At 67.7% G+C, this 15,427-nt stretch carries 16 protein-coding genes and 1 pseudogene; 12 read left to right on the top strand and 5 right to left on the bottom strand.

What is annotated here, in order from left to right; genetic code table 11:
- Positions 1-53: 53 nt before the first annotated feature.
- Positions 54-2,330: a DUF262 domain-containing protein gene (locus ABZ857_RS05655; protein ID WP_357038006.1), complete on the top strand. Its 2,277-nt coding sequence runs from the start codon at positions 54-56 to the stop codon at positions 2,328-2,330.
- Between the two features lie 141 nt (positions 2,331-2,471).
- On the opposite strand, the pseudogene ABZ857_RS05650 reads toward ABZ857_RS05655, so the two are convergent.
- The 4 genes and pseudogenes from ABZ857_RS05650 to ABZ857_RS05635 form a co-directional block, all read right to left on the bottom strand.
- Positions 2,472-2,633: pseudogene (locus tag ABZ857_RS05650) on the bottom strand (SDR family NAD(P)-dependent oxidoreductase); the annotation flags it as partial.
- A gap of 102 nt (positions 2,634-2,735) precedes the next feature.
- Positions 2,736-3,557 carry an alpha/beta hydrolase gene (locus ABZ857_RS05645; RefSeq protein ID WP_357038004.1) on the bottom strand — a complete coding sequence of 274 codons (822 nt, stop codon included), beginning with the start codon at positions 3,555-3,557 and terminating at the stop codon, positions 2,736-2,738.
- A gap of 19 nt (positions 3,558-3,576) precedes the next feature.
- Positions 3,577-4,146, bottom strand: coding sequence for a DJ-1/PfpI family protein (locus tag ABZ857_RS05640; protein ID WP_357038001.1), 570 nt, complete (start codon positions 4,144-4,146; stop codon positions 3,577-3,579).
- A 99-nt stretch (positions 4,147-4,245) separates the two neighbouring features.
- Positions 4,246-4,974, bottom strand: coding sequence for a GntR family transcriptional regulator (locus ABZ857_RS05635; protein ID WP_357037998.1), 729 nt, complete (start codon positions 4,972-4,974; stop codon positions 4,246-4,248).
- Positions 4,975-5,415: 441 nt separating this feature from the next.
- On the opposite strand from ABZ857_RS05635, the gene ABZ857_RS05630 reads away from it, so the two are divergent.
- The 11 genes from ABZ857_RS05630 (at position 5,416) to ABZ857_RS05580 (ending at position 15,017) form a co-directional block, all read left to right on the top strand.
- Positions 5,416-6,792: an extracellular solute-binding protein gene (locus ABZ857_RS05630; protein WP_357037995.1), complete on the top strand. Its 1,377-nt coding sequence runs from the start codon at positions 5,416-5,418 to the stop codon at positions 6,790-6,792.
- Between the two features lie 80 nt (positions 6,793-6,872).
- Entirely contained in the window at positions 6,873-7,739 is an 867-nt protein-coding gene (locus ABZ857_RS05625; protein ID WP_357037992.1) for a sugar ABC transporter permease, read from the top strand.
- A complete protein-coding gene (locus tag ABZ857_RS05620; protein ID WP_357037989.1) occupies positions 7,739-8,647 on the top strand; it encodes a carbohydrate ABC transporter permease in 909 nt (302 codons plus the stop codon). The genes ABZ857_RS05625 and ABZ857_RS05620 overlap by 1 nt, the downstream gene beginning before the upstream one ends.
- Positions 8,647-9,714 (top strand): ATP-binding cassette domain-containing protein, encoded by a 1,068-nt coding sequence (locus tag ABZ857_RS05615; RefSeq protein WP_357037986.1) that lies wholly within the window; start codon positions 8,647-8,649, stop codon positions 9,712-9,714. Before ABZ857_RS05620 ends, ABZ857_RS05615 begins: the two co-directional genes overlap by 1 nt.
- Positions 9,714-10,790, top strand: coding sequence for an ABC transporter ATP-binding protein (locus ABZ857_RS05610; RefSeq protein WP_357037983.1), 1,077 nt, complete (start codon positions 9,714-9,716; stop codon positions 10,788-10,790). Before ABZ857_RS05615 ends, ABZ857_RS05610 begins: the two co-directional genes overlap by 1 nt.
- 50 nt (positions 10,791-10,840) lie before the next feature.
- The gene (locus ABZ857_RS05605; protein ID WP_357037980.1) at positions 10,841-11,005 is read left to right on the top strand and encodes an FAD-linked oxidase C-terminal domain-containing protein; all 165 of its coding nucleotides are present in this window, start codon (positions 10,841-10,843) and stop codon (positions 11,003-11,005) included.
- A 76-nt stretch (positions 11,006-11,081) separates the two neighbouring features.
- Positions 11,082-12,542, top strand: a complete 1,461-nt coding sequence (locus ABZ857_RS05600; protein ID WP_357037977.1) for an NAD-dependent succinate-semialdehyde dehydrogenase — start codon at positions 11,082-11,084, stop codon at positions 12,540-12,542.
- A complete protein-coding gene (locus ABZ857_RS05595) occupies positions 12,539-13,027 on the top strand; it encodes an Ldh family oxidoreductase (RefSeq protein ID WP_357037974.1) in 489 nt (162 codons plus the stop codon). The genes ABZ857_RS05600 and ABZ857_RS05595 overlap by 4 nt, the downstream gene beginning before the upstream one ends.
- A 1-nt stretch (position 13,028) precedes the next feature.
- The gene (locus tag ABZ857_RS05590) at positions 13,029-14,264 is read left to right on the top strand and encodes an iron-containing alcohol dehydrogenase (RefSeq protein ID WP_357037971.1); all 1,236 of its coding nucleotides are present in this window, start codon (positions 13,029-13,031) and stop codon (positions 14,262-14,264) included.
- A 55-nt stretch (positions 14,265-14,319) separates the two neighbouring features.
- Positions 14,320-14,817, top strand: coding sequence for a helix-turn-helix domain-containing protein (locus ABZ857_RS05585; RefSeq protein ID WP_357038415.1), 498 nt, complete (start codon positions 14,320-14,322; stop codon positions 14,815-14,817).
- Entirely contained in the window at positions 14,796-15,017 is a 222-nt protein-coding gene (locus tag ABZ857_RS05580; RefSeq protein WP_357037968.1) for a hypothetical protein, read from the top strand. Before ABZ857_RS05585 ends, ABZ857_RS05580 begins: the two co-directional genes overlap by 22 nt.
- A 157-nt stretch (positions 15,018-15,174) precedes the next feature.
- Here the strand turns inward: ABZ857_RS05580 and ABZ857_RS05575 are convergent, their stop codons facing one another.
- Positions 15,175-15,375 carry a TetR family transcriptional regulator gene (locus ABZ857_RS05575; RefSeq protein ID WP_357037966.1) on the bottom strand — a complete coding sequence of 67 codons (201 nt, stop codon included), beginning with the start codon at positions 15,373-15,375 and terminating at the stop codon, positions 15,175-15,177.
- Positions 15,376-15,427 lie beyond the last annotated feature (52 nt).

Here is a 15,427-nt window from a genome sequence, read left to right as displayed (position 1 = left end):
TGCGTGCCTACAGTGAATCATCCAAAGATCGTCAAGGACCAAGGGACGGACTGTTGGCCACGCTCTCTGTGCTCCTCCACCAGATCGACGACGGCACCGTGCTCCTCCCCGAGTTCCAGCGGGGGTACGTGTGGAACCGTGACCAGGTCCGCGGGCTCATGCGCTCGCTGTACCGTGGCTATCCGGTCGGCGGTCTGCTGTTGTGGGCGACCGAGCCCGAGATGGCTTCCGTACGCGGCGCCGCGACCGGCGGCGGAGTGCGTCTCCTGCTCCTCGACGGACAGCAGCGGATCACGTCGCTGTACGGGATCATGCGCGGCAAGCCCCCGGCCTTCTTCGACGGGGATCCGTCCGCCTTCACCGGCCTGCGATTCAACGTCGAGGACGAGACGTTCGAGTTCTACGGCCCGGCGAAGATGCGTGACGATCCACGCTGGGTGGACGTCACCCGGCTGTTCGTCGAGGGACTGGAGCCGTTCATCGGCGCGTTCGCGCAGCACCCGGACAAGTTCGCCACCTACATCGCGCGGCTGAACAAGCTGAAGAACCTGGAGAACCGCGAGTTCCACGAGGAAAAGATCACCGGACCGGACAAGAACGTCGACGTCGTCGTCGACATCTTCAACCGGGTCAACTCGGGAGGAACCGCTCTTTCTAAGGGTGATCTCGCCCTGGCCAAAATCTGTGCGCAGTGGGCGCCCGCGCGTCAGGTCATGCGCGACCATCTTAATCAGTGGCAGGCGAAAGGCTTCGACTTCTCGCTGGACTGGCTGCTGCGCAACATCACCGCCGTCGCCACCGGGCGTGCCGTCTTCACCGCCCTCGACGCTGTGACGGACAGCGAGTTTGAGACGGCCCTGACGAAGTCGGTCGGGTACGTGAACACTTTGCTCGGCGCGGTGTCCGGGCGGCTAGGGCTCGACCACGAGCAGGTCCTCATGGGCCGATACGCGATTCCGGTCGTCTCCCGCCTGCTCCATCTCACGCCTGGCGGGACGTTCCTCGACAGTGCCCACCGTGACAGGGTGCTGTTCTGGTACGTGCACGCGGCGCTGTGGGGGCGCTTCGCCGGTTCCACCGAGACCATCCTGGCTCAGGACTACGACACCGTGGAACGGTCCGGGATCGATGGGCTTATCGCTGCTCTCGAACGGTGGCGCGGCGGCAACCTGGAGGTCCGGCCGCACGACTTCGAGGGCTCGACGCGCGGGTCGCGGTTCTACCCGCTGCTCTACATGCTCACCCGGGTGCATGGTGCCCGTGACTTCGGCAGCGGGCTGGAACTGCACGCAGAGATGCTCGGCAAGCTGACCTCACTTCAGGTGCATCACATCTTCCCGAAGGCACTGCTGTACAAGGCCGGGTACGACCGCGTCCACGTCAACGCCGTCGCCAACTTCTGCTTCCTGACACAGAACACCAACCTCGCGATCGGCAAGCGGAGCCCGGAGGACTACTTCGCCGAGGCAGAGGACAAGCACCCCGGCGTCCTCGCCTCCCAGTGGATTCCGATGGACCGGGACCTGTGGCGGGTGGACCGCTACCTCGACTTCCTCCAAGCCCGGCGCGAGCTGCTCGCCGGGGCCGCTCAGTCGTTCCTGTCCGGTCTGGGCAAGGGCGCCGTCCCGCTCGCCGCCGGGGAGTTGCGTCCCGTGGCCGTCGTGGCCGACGAGCAGGACGACGTACGGGCCGCCCAGATCAAGGCGATGGTCGAGGAGTTGGTGCGGCTGGGCTACGCCGAGCCGGCGCTGGACAGCGAGATCGCCGATCCCGCGAGCGGAAGGGCGCTGGCGATGGCCGAGGCTTTCTGGGCCGACGGGTTGCAGCCCGGCCAGGGCAAGCCGGTCGTCCTGGAGCTCGACCCCGAGGTGGCGGACCTGCCGAGGCTCGAAGAGCTGGGGTACGAGGTCTTCACCTCCGTTGACGCGCTGCTCGGCTACGCGACGCGCCGCAACGAGACGGCGGCGGGGGACGAGCAGGCATCGCAGGAGCCGGTCGCACCGCAGGCCTCGGCGAGCAGCGGAGTGCACGCGGAGTTCGACGCCGCGATGCGGTCCGTCTACGACCGGGCGCGGAGCGAGGCCAACTATCACGCCTCCTACTTCCTTAGCATGCTGGCCGAGCACGGCAGCTTGGCGACGGCCCGCAGGCTGCTGCGCTCGCCAGCGGTATCCGACGGGTTCGCGGCCCTGTGGGAGCGCGGCCGGCTGGACCTCACGGTCGAGGCCCTGGTCGTGCAGCCGAGGTTCGCGGAGTTGTTCACGCCCGCCGAGACCGAGGTCGCCCGGCACCGCCTGGAACAGTTCGGCTGGAGCGCCGCCGTCGCCTGACCCGCTAGCGTTGTTGATCGTGCAGGAGCCCTCGTCGTACCTGCTGATTCTGGGTGACCGCCAGCCATCGCCTGGTGCTGCGCGAGCAGCGGATGGCCTTCCTCTGGCCTCGAGGTCAGAGATTGCACAGGTAAAGTGGGGAAGGGCGGCGCGGGTCAGCGCGGCGGGGCCGAAGAAGTGGACCTCGAACAGGGCCCGCTGCTCGGCCTCGCCGGTTTCCTCCACGGCACCGACGTGGCTACGTCCGGCGTTGTTCACGAGGATGTCGACGCGACCATGTCGAGGGATGACCTCGGCCACTGCCTCGTCATGGCTCGGGTCTCGGGGAGGGCGCTAGCTTCTGCGCGGATCACGCCTAATTCATGCTGATCTGCTTGAGCACGGGCTGCGGACCTGTCGCAGCAACTAGTGACCTCGTTCCCTGCCAAGGAAGCACGACAGGAGTCGCCTGAAGTCGTGCGGGTGCTCGAGCGCCGGCACGTGCCCGCATCGTCCGAGCACGTGCAGACGGACATCGGCCAGGTGTTCGAGCAGGGGCAGGGCTGCCATCCCGAGCGGGGTGACTCGGTCCTCGGCGCCGTGGACGAGCAGCACGGGCGCGCGGATCCCTGCCAGCGTTTGCGCCGAGAGGGTGAGCTCGTCGGCCCAGCGTGCCCTGGGTGGAGGGAACAACGACGCGAATGCGGCCGCCCCCGCTCGCATCGCAGCTGCACGGGCAGCGACGGCCGACTCGGTCACGAGCGCTTGGTCGAGGACGAGGCGACTCAACATGTCTCGTGCCCCGAGCGGGCTGGCGGGGGCGGCCCAGATCGCGTCGAGCTCGGCGGACAGCGGCGCCCCGGGGGCGCCCATCGTCGAGACCGCCACGACACGGGTGACCTGCTGGGGACGCGCGGCCGCCAACGCCAGCGCCACGGCACCGCCCATGGAGTGGCCCACCACGGCGTAGTGCTCGACACCGAGAGCATCCATCAGGCCCGCGGCCTGCTCCGTCCACAGCCGGAGCCCACCCCTGGAGCCCGCCGGGATGGGTGTACGGCCGAACCCCGCCTGGTCAGGAGCCACCAGGTGCCAGGACGTGCCCAGCGCCTGTGCCGTCGTTGCCCAGGCTCCGGATCCGGTCGTACCGGGTCCGGAGCCGTGCAGCATCAGCACCGCGGGCCCGGTGCCGCTCTCCATGACGTGGACGGGGGAGCCGTCGACTGTGACGGTCCGAAGTGCCGTCACCGGGACAGGCCAGGTGTGCTCATGCCGATGCGGAGTTGATGGACTTCGAGAAGACCTCCATCATCACCCTGCCGAATTGCGGCATGTCGGGCCACCCCCGGCAGGAGACGAGGTTGCCGTCCACGACGTCGGGAGCGTCGATGACCGTCGCGCCCGCGTTCTCCATGTCACCGGTGATGGGGGGGAAGCACGCCGTCTTTCGACCCTTCAGCAGCCCGTACACAGCCGGCACCTGCGCGCCGTGGCACACCAGCGCGATCGGGAGGTTGCGCGCGAAGAAGTGCTCGGTGATGCGCCTGACGTCGGCGTCGACCCGGATCCACTCGGGGGCGCGTCCCCCAGGGATGATGAGGGCGTCATAGCGCTCGACGTCGACCTCGGCCCAGGTCACGTCGACCGGCAACTTCCGGCCGTTCTTCTCCACATAGGCGTCGGAGTTGGGGTCGAACTCGTGGATGACCAGCTGAACGTCACGCATCGTCCGTGACGAGACGTCAACGTCCCAGCCGCCCTCCTGCACGCGATAGTAGGGATACATGGTGTCGAGCTCCTCGGCGGCGTCGCCGGTCAGGAGCAGTGCTCTGGGCACCTGCTTCTCCTCGCAACTGGGGCGGGTGAGGTGGATCCAATCGGATCCGATCCGTGAGTTAGCATTCCTCGGCCCAGCCCGCCCGTCAAGCCTTTACCGTCATTCGTCCGCGTCCTTGACCTCGTCGAACAATCGTCGGAACCGCTCGCCGGACAGCAGGATGTGCCGACGCATGGCGTAGGCGGCGGCGTCGGGGTCACGCGCGGCGATCGCGGCCACGACTTCTTCGTGCTCGGCCATGGCCAAGTGAGTGACCTGGGTGTCGTGGAGAAGCCGGAACAGGTGCACGTGCGTGTGCAGGCGAGCGAGCGCTTCGCGGATGACCTGGTTCTCCGCGCTCAGGGCGACGAGATCGTGAAAAGCGGCGTCGCGTAGCCCGAAGGCGCCATAGGCCATAATCCCGTTGCCCCCCTCCAGCTCCGCCATCTCCTCCAGCAGTCGTCGCAGACCGGCCACCTGCTCCAAGGATGCGCGTTCGGCGGATCTGCGCGCCGCCGCCGGCTCGAGGAGCAGGCGGAGCTCAAGCATGTCCTCGAATCGTTGACGGGTGATTTGGGGGGGAATGCGATAGCCAGCATGGGGCACACGCACGACCAGGCCCTCGGCCTCCATGCGGTTGAGAGCGTCTCGGATCGGCGTCTGCGAGACCCCCAGCTCTCGCGCCAGGGCGTCGATCGTGACGCGGGAGCCAGGCTCGATCCGTAGCGACATCAGCTGTCCGAGCAGCGTGTCGTACACCTCGTCGGCAAGCCGGCCGCGAGATCTTCCCGGCGGAGTTCCGCCCGTCATGGCCCCGTGGCGCCGCGCGATCATCACTTCGTCGTCCATCTTGACGTGAGGTCCTTTCTTACGTCTTCGGGAACCTGTTGACATCGGTCGCAACGCTGCGGGATGTTGACGCCCCCATTCGGATCGTATAGGAAAGGTGGCGGATGCCAGCCATCCTTCACCCATCGCGGAACTGCCCGCCATCGCTCCGCTTCGATCAGTTGGGGCTCCCATGAGCATGCTCGACGTTCTACTCGATTCGCCGCCGGGCCGCACAAGGACCGAAGAGCTTCTCGACTGCTTGAAGCCCCATCACGTCGCGGCGTAGTCGTGACGCCGGTCTGCGGGTCAGCCCCTGCGACAGCCGGCAACACGCCTGAACACCCCCCAGCAACTGCTCGGCGAAGCACGCAGCAAGGCTCCAGAAGTCCCCCCCAGAAAGCAGGCAAGAGGATGCGGTATCCACAGCGAATAGGACAACTGTCCGTTCCCGGTCGAAAGGTGCGGCTGGCGACGGCGGCCATGTTGTTGGCCACGGCCGTGGCGGCTTGCGGCCAGGACGACGGCGCGAATGCGAGCGCCCCCAAGGCTCCGGCGACCATCCCGGAGCTCACCAAGGACCCGCTGACCCTCAAGTTCATCTGGTTCGACTGGCCCCCCGCCCACGCGCTGGAAGCCTTCGCGAACGCGGAGTACAGCAAGGAGCGGCCGAACGTGACCATCAAGGTCAACACCGTGCCGAACGCGAACTGGCACGACGCGATGTTCACCCAGTTCGCAGCGCACAAGACCGACTTCGACATCCCGATCCTGGACTCGCAACACATCGGCGAGGCCGTGACGAACGGCAACATCCTCGACATCACCGACTTCGTCAAGAAGAACATCGATGTCAAGGCCTACAACCCGTACCTCCTGGCGGCCTACGGCCAGTACCCCCAGGCGGAGACCGGCAAGCGCGACGAAAACGCCAGCATGTACGGACTGCCGCTGCTCGGCGACACCTGGACGATGATCTACCGCAAGGACCTGATCGGCGACAAGCCACCGCAGACGTGGGACGAGATGATCTCAGTCGCCGAGAAGTGCCAGGCGGACCACCCTGGCGTCAGCGGGCTGGCTTTCCACCAGGCCAACGGCTCCGACGCCGCGGCCGTAACCTACAACACGGTCAACGGCGTCTACGGCGGCAACCTCTGGGACTCCAAGACCCGCAAGATCGACGGCGTCCTCAACGACGCCGCGGGCCAGGAGGCGATGGACGTCCTGGTCAACAAGATGAAGCCGCTGACCGCCAAGGGCTCCGGCAACTGGTTCATCGACGAGGTGAACGCGGCGGTCGCCCAGGGCAAGGCATGCATCGCGTTCAACTGGATCGCCGCGAGCGGCGGCCTGCTCGACCCGAAGCAGTCGACGCTCGGCACCACGCGGGAGCAGATTCTCGACAAGCTGGGTTTTGCCCCCCTGCCGAGCCAGAAGACGAACCTGGTGCCTCTCGGCGGCATGGGGATGCACGTGTCGGCCTACTCCCCACAGGCGAACCAGGCGGAGGCCCTGAACTTCATGAAGTGGTTCGAGCAGGCTGACATCCAGAAGAAGTGGGCCGCGGCTGGTGGCGTGCCATCGCGTACGGACGCCCTGGAGTCGCCCGAGTTCCTCAATGCCGGGCCGTTCAACAAGGTGTACGCCGACTCGGTTCCGCGGATGCGGGACATGTGGAACGTGCCCGAGTACGCGCGCCTCGTCGACATCGAGAACACCAACGTGAACGCGGCTCTCAACGGTGCGAAGAAGCCGAAGGACGCGCTCGACGAAATCGCCAAGCAGCAGCAGAGCGTGCTCGACTCCGGCAACCGCAAGGGCGGCGGCGGACTGTGAGTGACCCCGTCCCTCTGACGACCGACCACCCCGGGCAGGTGGCGTCCGCGACGCCGCCTGCGCCGGGTCGGTCCCGCCGCTTGAGTGACCGCTGGCTCAGCGTGGCCTTCATCTCCCCCGCGCTGCTGCTGTTGCTCGCAATGTCGGTGTTCCCGTTGCTGTGGGCGTTGTACCTGTCTTTCACCGACTACTCGGCCACCCGCGGGGGGCCGGCCCATTTCGTTTGGTTCGAGAACTACACCGCCATCCTGGCTTCGGCGCAGGTCCACCTGAGGGCCTTGACGACGTTGATCTACGTGGTCGGCGCGGTCGCCCTGCAGACCGTGCTCGGTTTCGCCATCGCCTACCTGATCTCACGGCGCACGCACGGGCGAGGGCTGCTGACCACTCTGTTCCTGGTTCCGATGATGCTGTCGCCGGTCGTGGTCGGGCTGTTCTGGCGATTCATGCTCGACGCGCAGTTCGGCGTGATCAACAGCATGCTCGGCTCGCTCGGCCTGGGGCAGGTGGAGTGGCTCACCCGGCAGCGAACGGCACTGATCTCCCTGATCGTGGTCGACACCTGGCAATGGACGCCGTTCATCATGCTCATCGCACTTGCGGGCCTTACCGCGGTTCCCAAGTACCTGTACGAGGCCGCCTCGATCGATCGGGCGTCCGAGTGGTTCCGGTTCCGCACCATCACTCTTCCGCTGGTGTGGCCGCTGCTCCTCATCGCCGTGTTGTTCAGGGCCATCGAGGCCTTCCGGCTGTTCGACCTCGTCTACATCCTCACCAACGGAGGTCCGGGGGTCTCCACCGAGACGTTGTCGTTCCACGTCTACAAGGTCGGGTTCCTGGGCTTCAACACCGGAACCGCCTCGGCGTACGGGATCCTCATGGTCCTCGTCGTCATCGTCCTGACGCAGCTCTACCTGCGCTACTTGAACAAGCTCAAGGAGGACTGATGGCCGTCTCCGTCGACGAGGCCGTGTCCACGGGTCCTGGCCGGGATCACACGCCCCCCGCGCGACGCAGCGGCGGCCGGGGCCGCTCCGTGCTGGAGGTCGCGCTGCTGACCGTGCTGGCCGTCGTGATGCTCTTTCCGGCGCTGTGGATGATCGAGACGTCCATCAAGGAGAACCGGGACGTCTACGCCATCCCGGCCAAGTTCTTCGACTTCACGGTCACTCTGGACCATTTCAAGGACGTGTTCGTCGCCTCCGGCGGTCGCTCGGCCTTGTCCGTCTCGTTCCTCAACTCCGTCGTGGTCGCCGGGGTCTCCACGGCGCTGGCCACCGTACTGGGGGTCCCGGCGGCCTGGGCCTACTCACGCTTCGCCGTGAAGGCCAAGAAGGACCAACTGTTCTTCATCCTGTCCACCCGCTTCATGCCGCCCGTGGTGGTCGTGATCCCGATCTTCCTCATGTACCGCCAAGTCGGACTCATCGACAGCAAGCTCGGCCTGATCCTCATCTACGCCGCGTTCAACGTCCCGTTCACGATCTGGATGATGAAGGGGTTCGTCGACGAGGTGCCCGCAGAGTACGAGGATGCCGCCATGCTCGACGGCTACACCCGCTTGCAGGCGTTCTGGAAATTCACCCTTCCCCTGCTCCTGCCCGGCATCGCCGCGACGGCGGTCTTCGCACTCATCTTCTCGTGGAACGAGTTCGTGTTCGCCATCTTCCTTACCTCCAGCGACAGCGTGCGGACGGCCCCACCCGCCATCGCCGGCCTCATCGGTGGAACCACTGTGGACTGGGGTCTCGTGGCCGCCGCCTCCGTAGTGTTCGCCCTACCGGTGCTCGTCTTCGCCTACCTGGTGCGCAAGCACCTCGTCGCCGGTGTGACGCTCGGGGCGGTGCGACGCTGATGGCGGGCATCGAGGTGACCGCCCTGCACAAGCGCTACCCGGACGGGACGGTCGCAGTCGACCACGTGGACCTGTCCGTCGGAGACGGCGAGCTGTTCGTGATGCTCGGCCCTTCGGGCTGCGGCAAGACGACCACGCTGCGGGCCATAGCCGGCCTGGAGAGGCAGACGACGGGCGACATCCGCATCGGCGACACGCTGGTCAACGACCTGCCGCCGGCCGAGCGCGACATCGCCATGGTGTTCCAGTTCTACGCTCTCTACCCGCATCTGAGAACCCGCGACAACCTGGCGTTCCCACTGCGGGCCGAGGGACTGCCCAAGGCGGAGGTGCGCGAGCGGGTCGACGAGGCCGCCCGGCTGATGCGGCTCGGTCCGCTCCTGGACCGGCGACCGCACCGGCTGTCCGGCGGGGAGCAGCAGCGCGTCGCGCTTGCTCGTGCCCTGGTGCGACGACCGCGCGCATTCCTCATGGACGAACCCCTCACCAATCTGGACGCGGAGCTGAGGGCGGACATGCGCACGGAGATCAAGCACCTGCAGGGGGAGCTGGGGACGACGATGGTCTACGTCACCCACGACCAAGTCGAGGCGATGTCGCTCGGTCACAGAGTCGCCATCCTCAACAAGGGCCGCGTCGAGCAGATCGGCACGCCGCTGGAAGTCTACGACCGTCCGGCGAGTCTTTTCTGCGCCGCATTCATCGGCTCTCCGCCGATGAACCTGATCGAGGTGGAGGTGGCCGACGGGAAGCTGCGCAGTCAGGGCGGACTGGTCCTCACGCCACCGCCAGGCCTGCCGCGCGAACGTCGCCTGGTCGCAGGCGTGCGGCCGGAGGCGCTGGAAGTCACGGAACCAGGGGCGGAACGTTCGGTCCCGGCCCGCGTGGTCTCGGCGGAGTGGCTGGGCGACGAAATCATCTACGTGGTCGACCACGGCGGCCAGCGCGACGTACGGGTTCGGATGCCACCGACTGTCCGTTTCGCCGCTGACGCACCGGTCGGGCTGCGGCACACCGGCGGGCCCCCGCCGGTCTACGACGTGAGCACGGAAGAGCTGGTGGCCTGATGGGAACCGTGGCAGTGCACGGGCTGTGCAAGTCCTTCGGTAAGGTCCAGGCCCTGGACGGGGTGACGCTGGACGTGCCGGACGGCTCGTTCTTCGTCGTGCTCGGGCCCTCCGGGGCAGGCAAGACGACGACCCTGCGAGCGATCGCCGGTCTTGAGAAGCTTGACGCCGGGTCGGTGCATCTGGACGGGAGGGACGCGACCGGTGACGCCCCGGCCGCACGCGACCTGGCCATGGTCTTCCAGAGCTACGCCCTCTACCCGCGACTCACGGCGTACGAGAACATCGCTTCGCCGCTGCGGGCACGCCGCTGTTCTTCGAGCGAGATCGCCGCTGCCGTCGAGCGGATGTCGAGCCTGCTGCACATCGAACGTCTGCTGCAGCGTCGTCCGGCGCAGATGTCGGGCGGTGAGATGCAGCGTGTCGCCCTGGCCCGGGCGTTGGTCCGTAGCCCGCGCGCGTTTCTCATGGACGAGCCGCTGACGAACCTCGACCTCAAGCTCCGCGTCGAGATGCGCACCGAGCTCACCCGCATCCACCGGAGCCTCGGAGCAACCTTCGTCTACGTGACCAACGACCAGGTCGAGGCCCTGTCCATGGCCGACCGGGTCGCGGTCCTCAAGGAGGGGAAGGTGCAACAGGTCGGAACGCCGGCCGAGGTGTACGAGCGGCCGGCCAACCAGTGGGTCGCGGGATTCGTCGGGAGCCCGCCGATCAGCCTGCTCGCCTGCCACGCCGAGGGAGATCGTCTCGTCGGTGCGGAAGGCTGGACGCTGCCGCGGCCCCGCTGGACCACGGCTGAGGACGGTCGTCCGCTGCTGCTGGGCCTGCGCGCGGAGGACCTGTCCGTCGAGCAGCGTGGGGACGCGTCGTTGTCGGGGGAACTCTACGGGCTTGAGCCGCTCGGCGACCGGACGGTGGTCGACGTCCGAGTGGGGACGGAGATCCTCAAGGTCAAGGCACGACCCACCGTCACCGGTACACCGGGCGAGCGGCTACATGTCACGGTCGACCTGGACCGTGCGCACCTGTTCGATGCGGGCACCGGGCTGGCGCTGTCCGAGGCCGGGAGGTAACCGCCCGGGAGGTAACAGCACAGGGCGGCGACGTCACCATGCGCCCGCACGTGGCAATCGAGCCTCGGCGGACCGTCACCGGTGAGCACGGCCTGACGACGCTGAAGCAGCCATGGCCCGAGAAGGCGATCGGTGACGCGGGGCGTCGCCCTGCAGCCAGGGCCAAGGCCACGTTCGACCCGCTCGGCAACCTCGACCCCGACGAGGTCGTGTGACCCGTTCGTCAACGCGCGTGGCGCGATCGCCGAGGTCACGCTGGACATCACCAAGAACATCACAGGAGGCGGCGCAATGAGTGACCCGATGAACGTCCTGGCCCCCGAGCACCGGCGGCTCCGGATCGGCGACGCCTGGCGCGACGCCGCCGGCGGAGCCACCTTTGCCGTCGAGGACCCGGCCACCGGCAAGACCATCGCCGAGGTGGCGGACGCCGGCGTCGTTGACGGGCTCGCCGCTCTGGACGCGGCGAGCAAGGCAATGGCGGAGTGGGCGGCGACCCCGCCGCGAAAACGGTCAGAGTTGTTGACCGCGACCTACCGGGCACTGACCGAGCGATCCGAGGAGGTCGCCCGGCTGATAACGCTCGAGATGGGCAAGCCGCTCGCCGAGGCTCGGGCAGAGGTGGCCTACGGCGCCGAGTTCTTCCGTTGGTTCGCTGAGGAGGCGGTGCGCGTCGAGGGGCGCTACAACATAGCTCCCGCTGGTGGATATCGCATCCTCACCGTGCCGAAGCCGGTCGGACCGTGCGTCTTCGTGACGCCCTGGAACTTTCCGTTGGCCATGGGTGCCCGCAAGATCGCTCCTGCGCTGGCGGCGGGCTGCACGACGATCACCAAGCCGGCCGCCCAGACGCCACTCACCATGCTGTTCCTGGCCCGCATCATGGAGGAGGTCGGCGTTCCCCCGGGCGTCGTCAACGTCGTGACAACCAAGCGTTCCGGCGAGGTGGTCTCAGCACTGCTGGCCGACCGTCGGACCCGCAAGCTTTCGTTCACCGGGTCGACCGAGGTCGGGCGCGTGCTGCTACGGCAGGCGGCGGACAACGTGCTGCGCACCTCCATGGAACTGGGCGGCAACGCGGCCCTGATCGTGTGTGCCGACGCGGACCTGGACGTCGCGCTCGACGGTGCCATGGTGGCCAAGATGCGCAACATCGGGGAGTCCTGCATCGCGGCCAACCGAATCTACGTCGAGGAGCCGGTGCGCGAGGAGTTCACGGCGCGCTTCGCCGAGCGGATGGGGGCGCTCTCGGTGGGCCATGGTCTCGACGACGGCGTGGACGTCGGGGCGTTGATCGACGAGCCCTCGGTCACCAAGATCGACGAGCTTGTCGCCGACGCGGTCGATCGCGGCGCCCGTGTCCTGGTGGGCGGCGAGCGTCCGGATGGGCCGGGCCACTTCTACCCGCCTACGGTCCTCGTCGACGTGCCCGAAGACGCGCGGATACTGGAGGAGGAAATCTTCGGCCCGGTGGCGCCGATCATCTCGTTCACGTCCGACGACGAGGTAATTGCGAAGGCCAACGACACCGAGCACGGCCTGGTCGGATACGTCTTCACCCGTGACCTCCAGCGGGCGCTCCGGTTCGCCGAGGGGCTGGAGACGGGAATGGTCGGCGTCAACCGTGGTCTGATCTCGGACCCGTCAGCTCCGTTCGGAGGCGTGAAGCAGTCCGGGATCGGCAAGGAGGGATCGCACGAGGGCATCCTCGAGTACCTCGACGTCACCTACGCGGCGATCGACCTACCGTGACCGGCCTGCTGTTCCGGGTGCCCGCCGAGGATCATCGCGCCCTGTGCACACATGACCTGACCGGCCTCCACCCGTGGGGCGGGACCCGGGCCATGGTCGGCACGAATCCGCCGGCACCCGGGGACGCCGTCGACTCCGCCGGTGTGCGCGCCACAGACGCGGCTGCGGCGGTGGATAGGGCGATCAGCCCTTTCGGCGGTCCCAAAGGCCACGCCCTCAGGCTCATGATCGAGGTGCTGGTCGCGACCTTGACTCGTACCGCCCTTGGCGGCGATGTCCGCGGGACCCTCGACCCGGCTGACCCGCCCACCAAGGGCGACGTCTTCATCGCGATGGACCCGAGGGCGCCCGGGCACGACCGAGTCCGGGAGCCCGGCGCGCGCCCGCGCCACCCGGCAGCCAACCGTGCCGACGCCGTCCCGGTCTCGCAGGTGACCTGGACGTCCGCCCAGCAAATCACCGCCGACGTTCCAGAGAGGCACTGACATGCTTGAGACCGTCCGCGGACCACGCCAGCTGATAGTGGGCGAAGGGGTCGCGCAGAACATCCCACGAGTGGTGGCCGAGTGTGGCTCGCGAGTCCTCATCGTGACCGACCGGGTTCTTCTGGGACAGCCGGGCGTGGCCGAGATCGTGGCCGGCGTGCGGGAGAAGGTCGCAGTCGTCGGGGTGTTCGCCGACGCGACTCCGGACGTGCCACTGGCCGATGTCGCCCTGGCCGTCTCGGTCGCCGCAGAGGTGGACGCCGACGTGATCCTCGCCATCGGGGGTGGCACGGTGATCGACCTCGCCAAAATCGTCGGCGTCATCCGGCGCCACGGTGGGACGCCGCGCGACTTCTACGGCGAGTCGAAGGTGCCGGGGCCGACGATTCCTCTCGTCGCGGTCCCGACGACGTCAGGCACCGGCTCCGAGCTCACGCCCGTCTCGGTGTTGACCGACCCGGACCGCGAGCTGAAGGTGGGGGTCTCCAGCGTCCACATCGTGCCCGACTTCGCCATCGTCGACCCCGAGCTCACCTACACCTGCCCTGCGACCGTCACTGCCCACTCCGGCATCGACGCGCTTTGTCACGCGGTGGAGAGCTACACCGCGCGACCCCGGGCCCACGGACCGCGCGACCCGGTGGAGCAGGTCTTCCTCGGCCGCAACCCGATCACCGATCACTACGCGCTCCTGGCCGCGGAGCGGATCGCCCGCAGCCTGCCCCGTGTCGTCAGGGACGGAGGCGACAAGGACGCGCGCGCGGACATGTCCTATGGGTCCATGCTGGCCGGGCTCGCGTTTTCCCACGCAGGCACCGCGGCTCCGCACGCCCTCCAGTACCCCATCGGCGCAGCCACCCACACGCCGCACGGCCTGGGCGTCGGGCTGCTGCTACCCTACGCGCTGGACGCGGCCAAGGATGCCATCGGCGACCGGTTGGCCATCCTCGCCGGGGTGTGCGGGCTCGACGTGACCGACGCCTCGGATGCCGAGGCCGCAGATGCGTTCCTCACCTGGCTCGACGGGCTCCTTGCCGACATCGGCATCCCTGCCACCTTGGCGGACATCGGTGTGGCACGCGCCGACCTCCCGCGCTTCGCGGAGATGGCCAGTGGCGTCACCCGCTTGATCCAGAACCATCCAGGCCCGACCGACACCGCCAGCCTGACCGCGATCCTCGAAGCGGCCTGGATCGGGGACCGGACCCGACGCGTCCTGACTCCGGAGCAGAGATAGTGACGGGCCTTTACATGACGATGAGTCTCGCTCGCCCGCCGACCGGGACGACCGGATCGCCGTCCGTGCCCGGGAACGGCATGCCGTCGTTCACGCTCTGCTGAAGCAGGGCCACGGCGTCCGGGAGATCGCCCGGCGGCTGAACCTCGGCCGCAACACCGTCCGGCGCTTCGCCCGCGCCGGCAACCCTGAAGACCTGCTCGTACACACCGGCACCGGTCAACGCCCCAAGGCATTGGACGCTTATGACGGCTACCTGCGCAAGCGGTGGACGCAAGGATGCACCAACGCCGAACTCCTCTGCCGTGAACTGCGGAATCTCGGCAACCGCGGCAGCAGCACCGCCGTCCGCAAATACGTCCGCCCCTGGCGAAGGAGCCTGCCACCCACCCCGACCTCGCCCCGCCCGCCCACAGTGCGGCAGGCCACCGGCTGGTTCCTGCGCAACCCGACCCACCTCGAACCCGGCGAGCAACACCAGCTCGAACACTCACCGCCTTATGTCCCCAGCTGGCAGCGCTGCGGGGCCATGTGCGTCAGTTCGCCGAAATGATGACGAACCGCCGCGGCCGGGACCTGAAGGAATGGATCAACGCGGTACTCCGCGACGACCTGCCTGACCTGCGCTCCTTCGTCACCGGACTACGCCGCGCCCAAGACGCCGTCACCGCTGGCCTCACCCTGCCCTACAGCTCTGGTCCCGTCGAAGGGCACCTCAACCTAAAAGTTACGTGGAATCTGGCCGTGGGGTGATCATGTCTCCTCGGTCCTGACCACGGAAATGGGGAGATGGCTTGAGCGGCACGGTGACGCTGGAGGAGAAGTGGCCGGTCCTGGGCCGGCGCGCGCGGGCAGCCGAGTGGCTGCGAATCTGGGCGGATCTGGGAAGGGCGCCGCGGACGATCGATGCCTACGCACGCGGGTTGGCCGAGTACCTGGAGGTGTGCGAGCGCGAGGGCGTCGACCCGGTGACGTCCCGCCCGGCGAAGTGCCGGTGCAGGGTGGCGCGGCTGATCCCGGCGGCCTTGGCGATCTCGTCCTGGGTTGCGGTCGCCTTGCGCGAGAGCAGGTCAGCAGCGCAGCGGAGTACGTGGTCACGATCGAACGCCATGAGACGAATTTACCCCATATGAGACATTAATGTCTCGAAGTAAACGCGCATG

Origin of the sequence: Microbispora sp. NPDC046933, assembly GCF_040644635.1 — a bacterium.
GTDB lineage: Bacteria > Actinomycetota > Actinomycetes > Streptosporangiales > Streptosporangiaceae > Microbispora.
The sequence above is the reverse complement of the archived record's forward strand: the minus strand, read 5'-3'. Positions and strand labels throughout refer to the sequence as shown.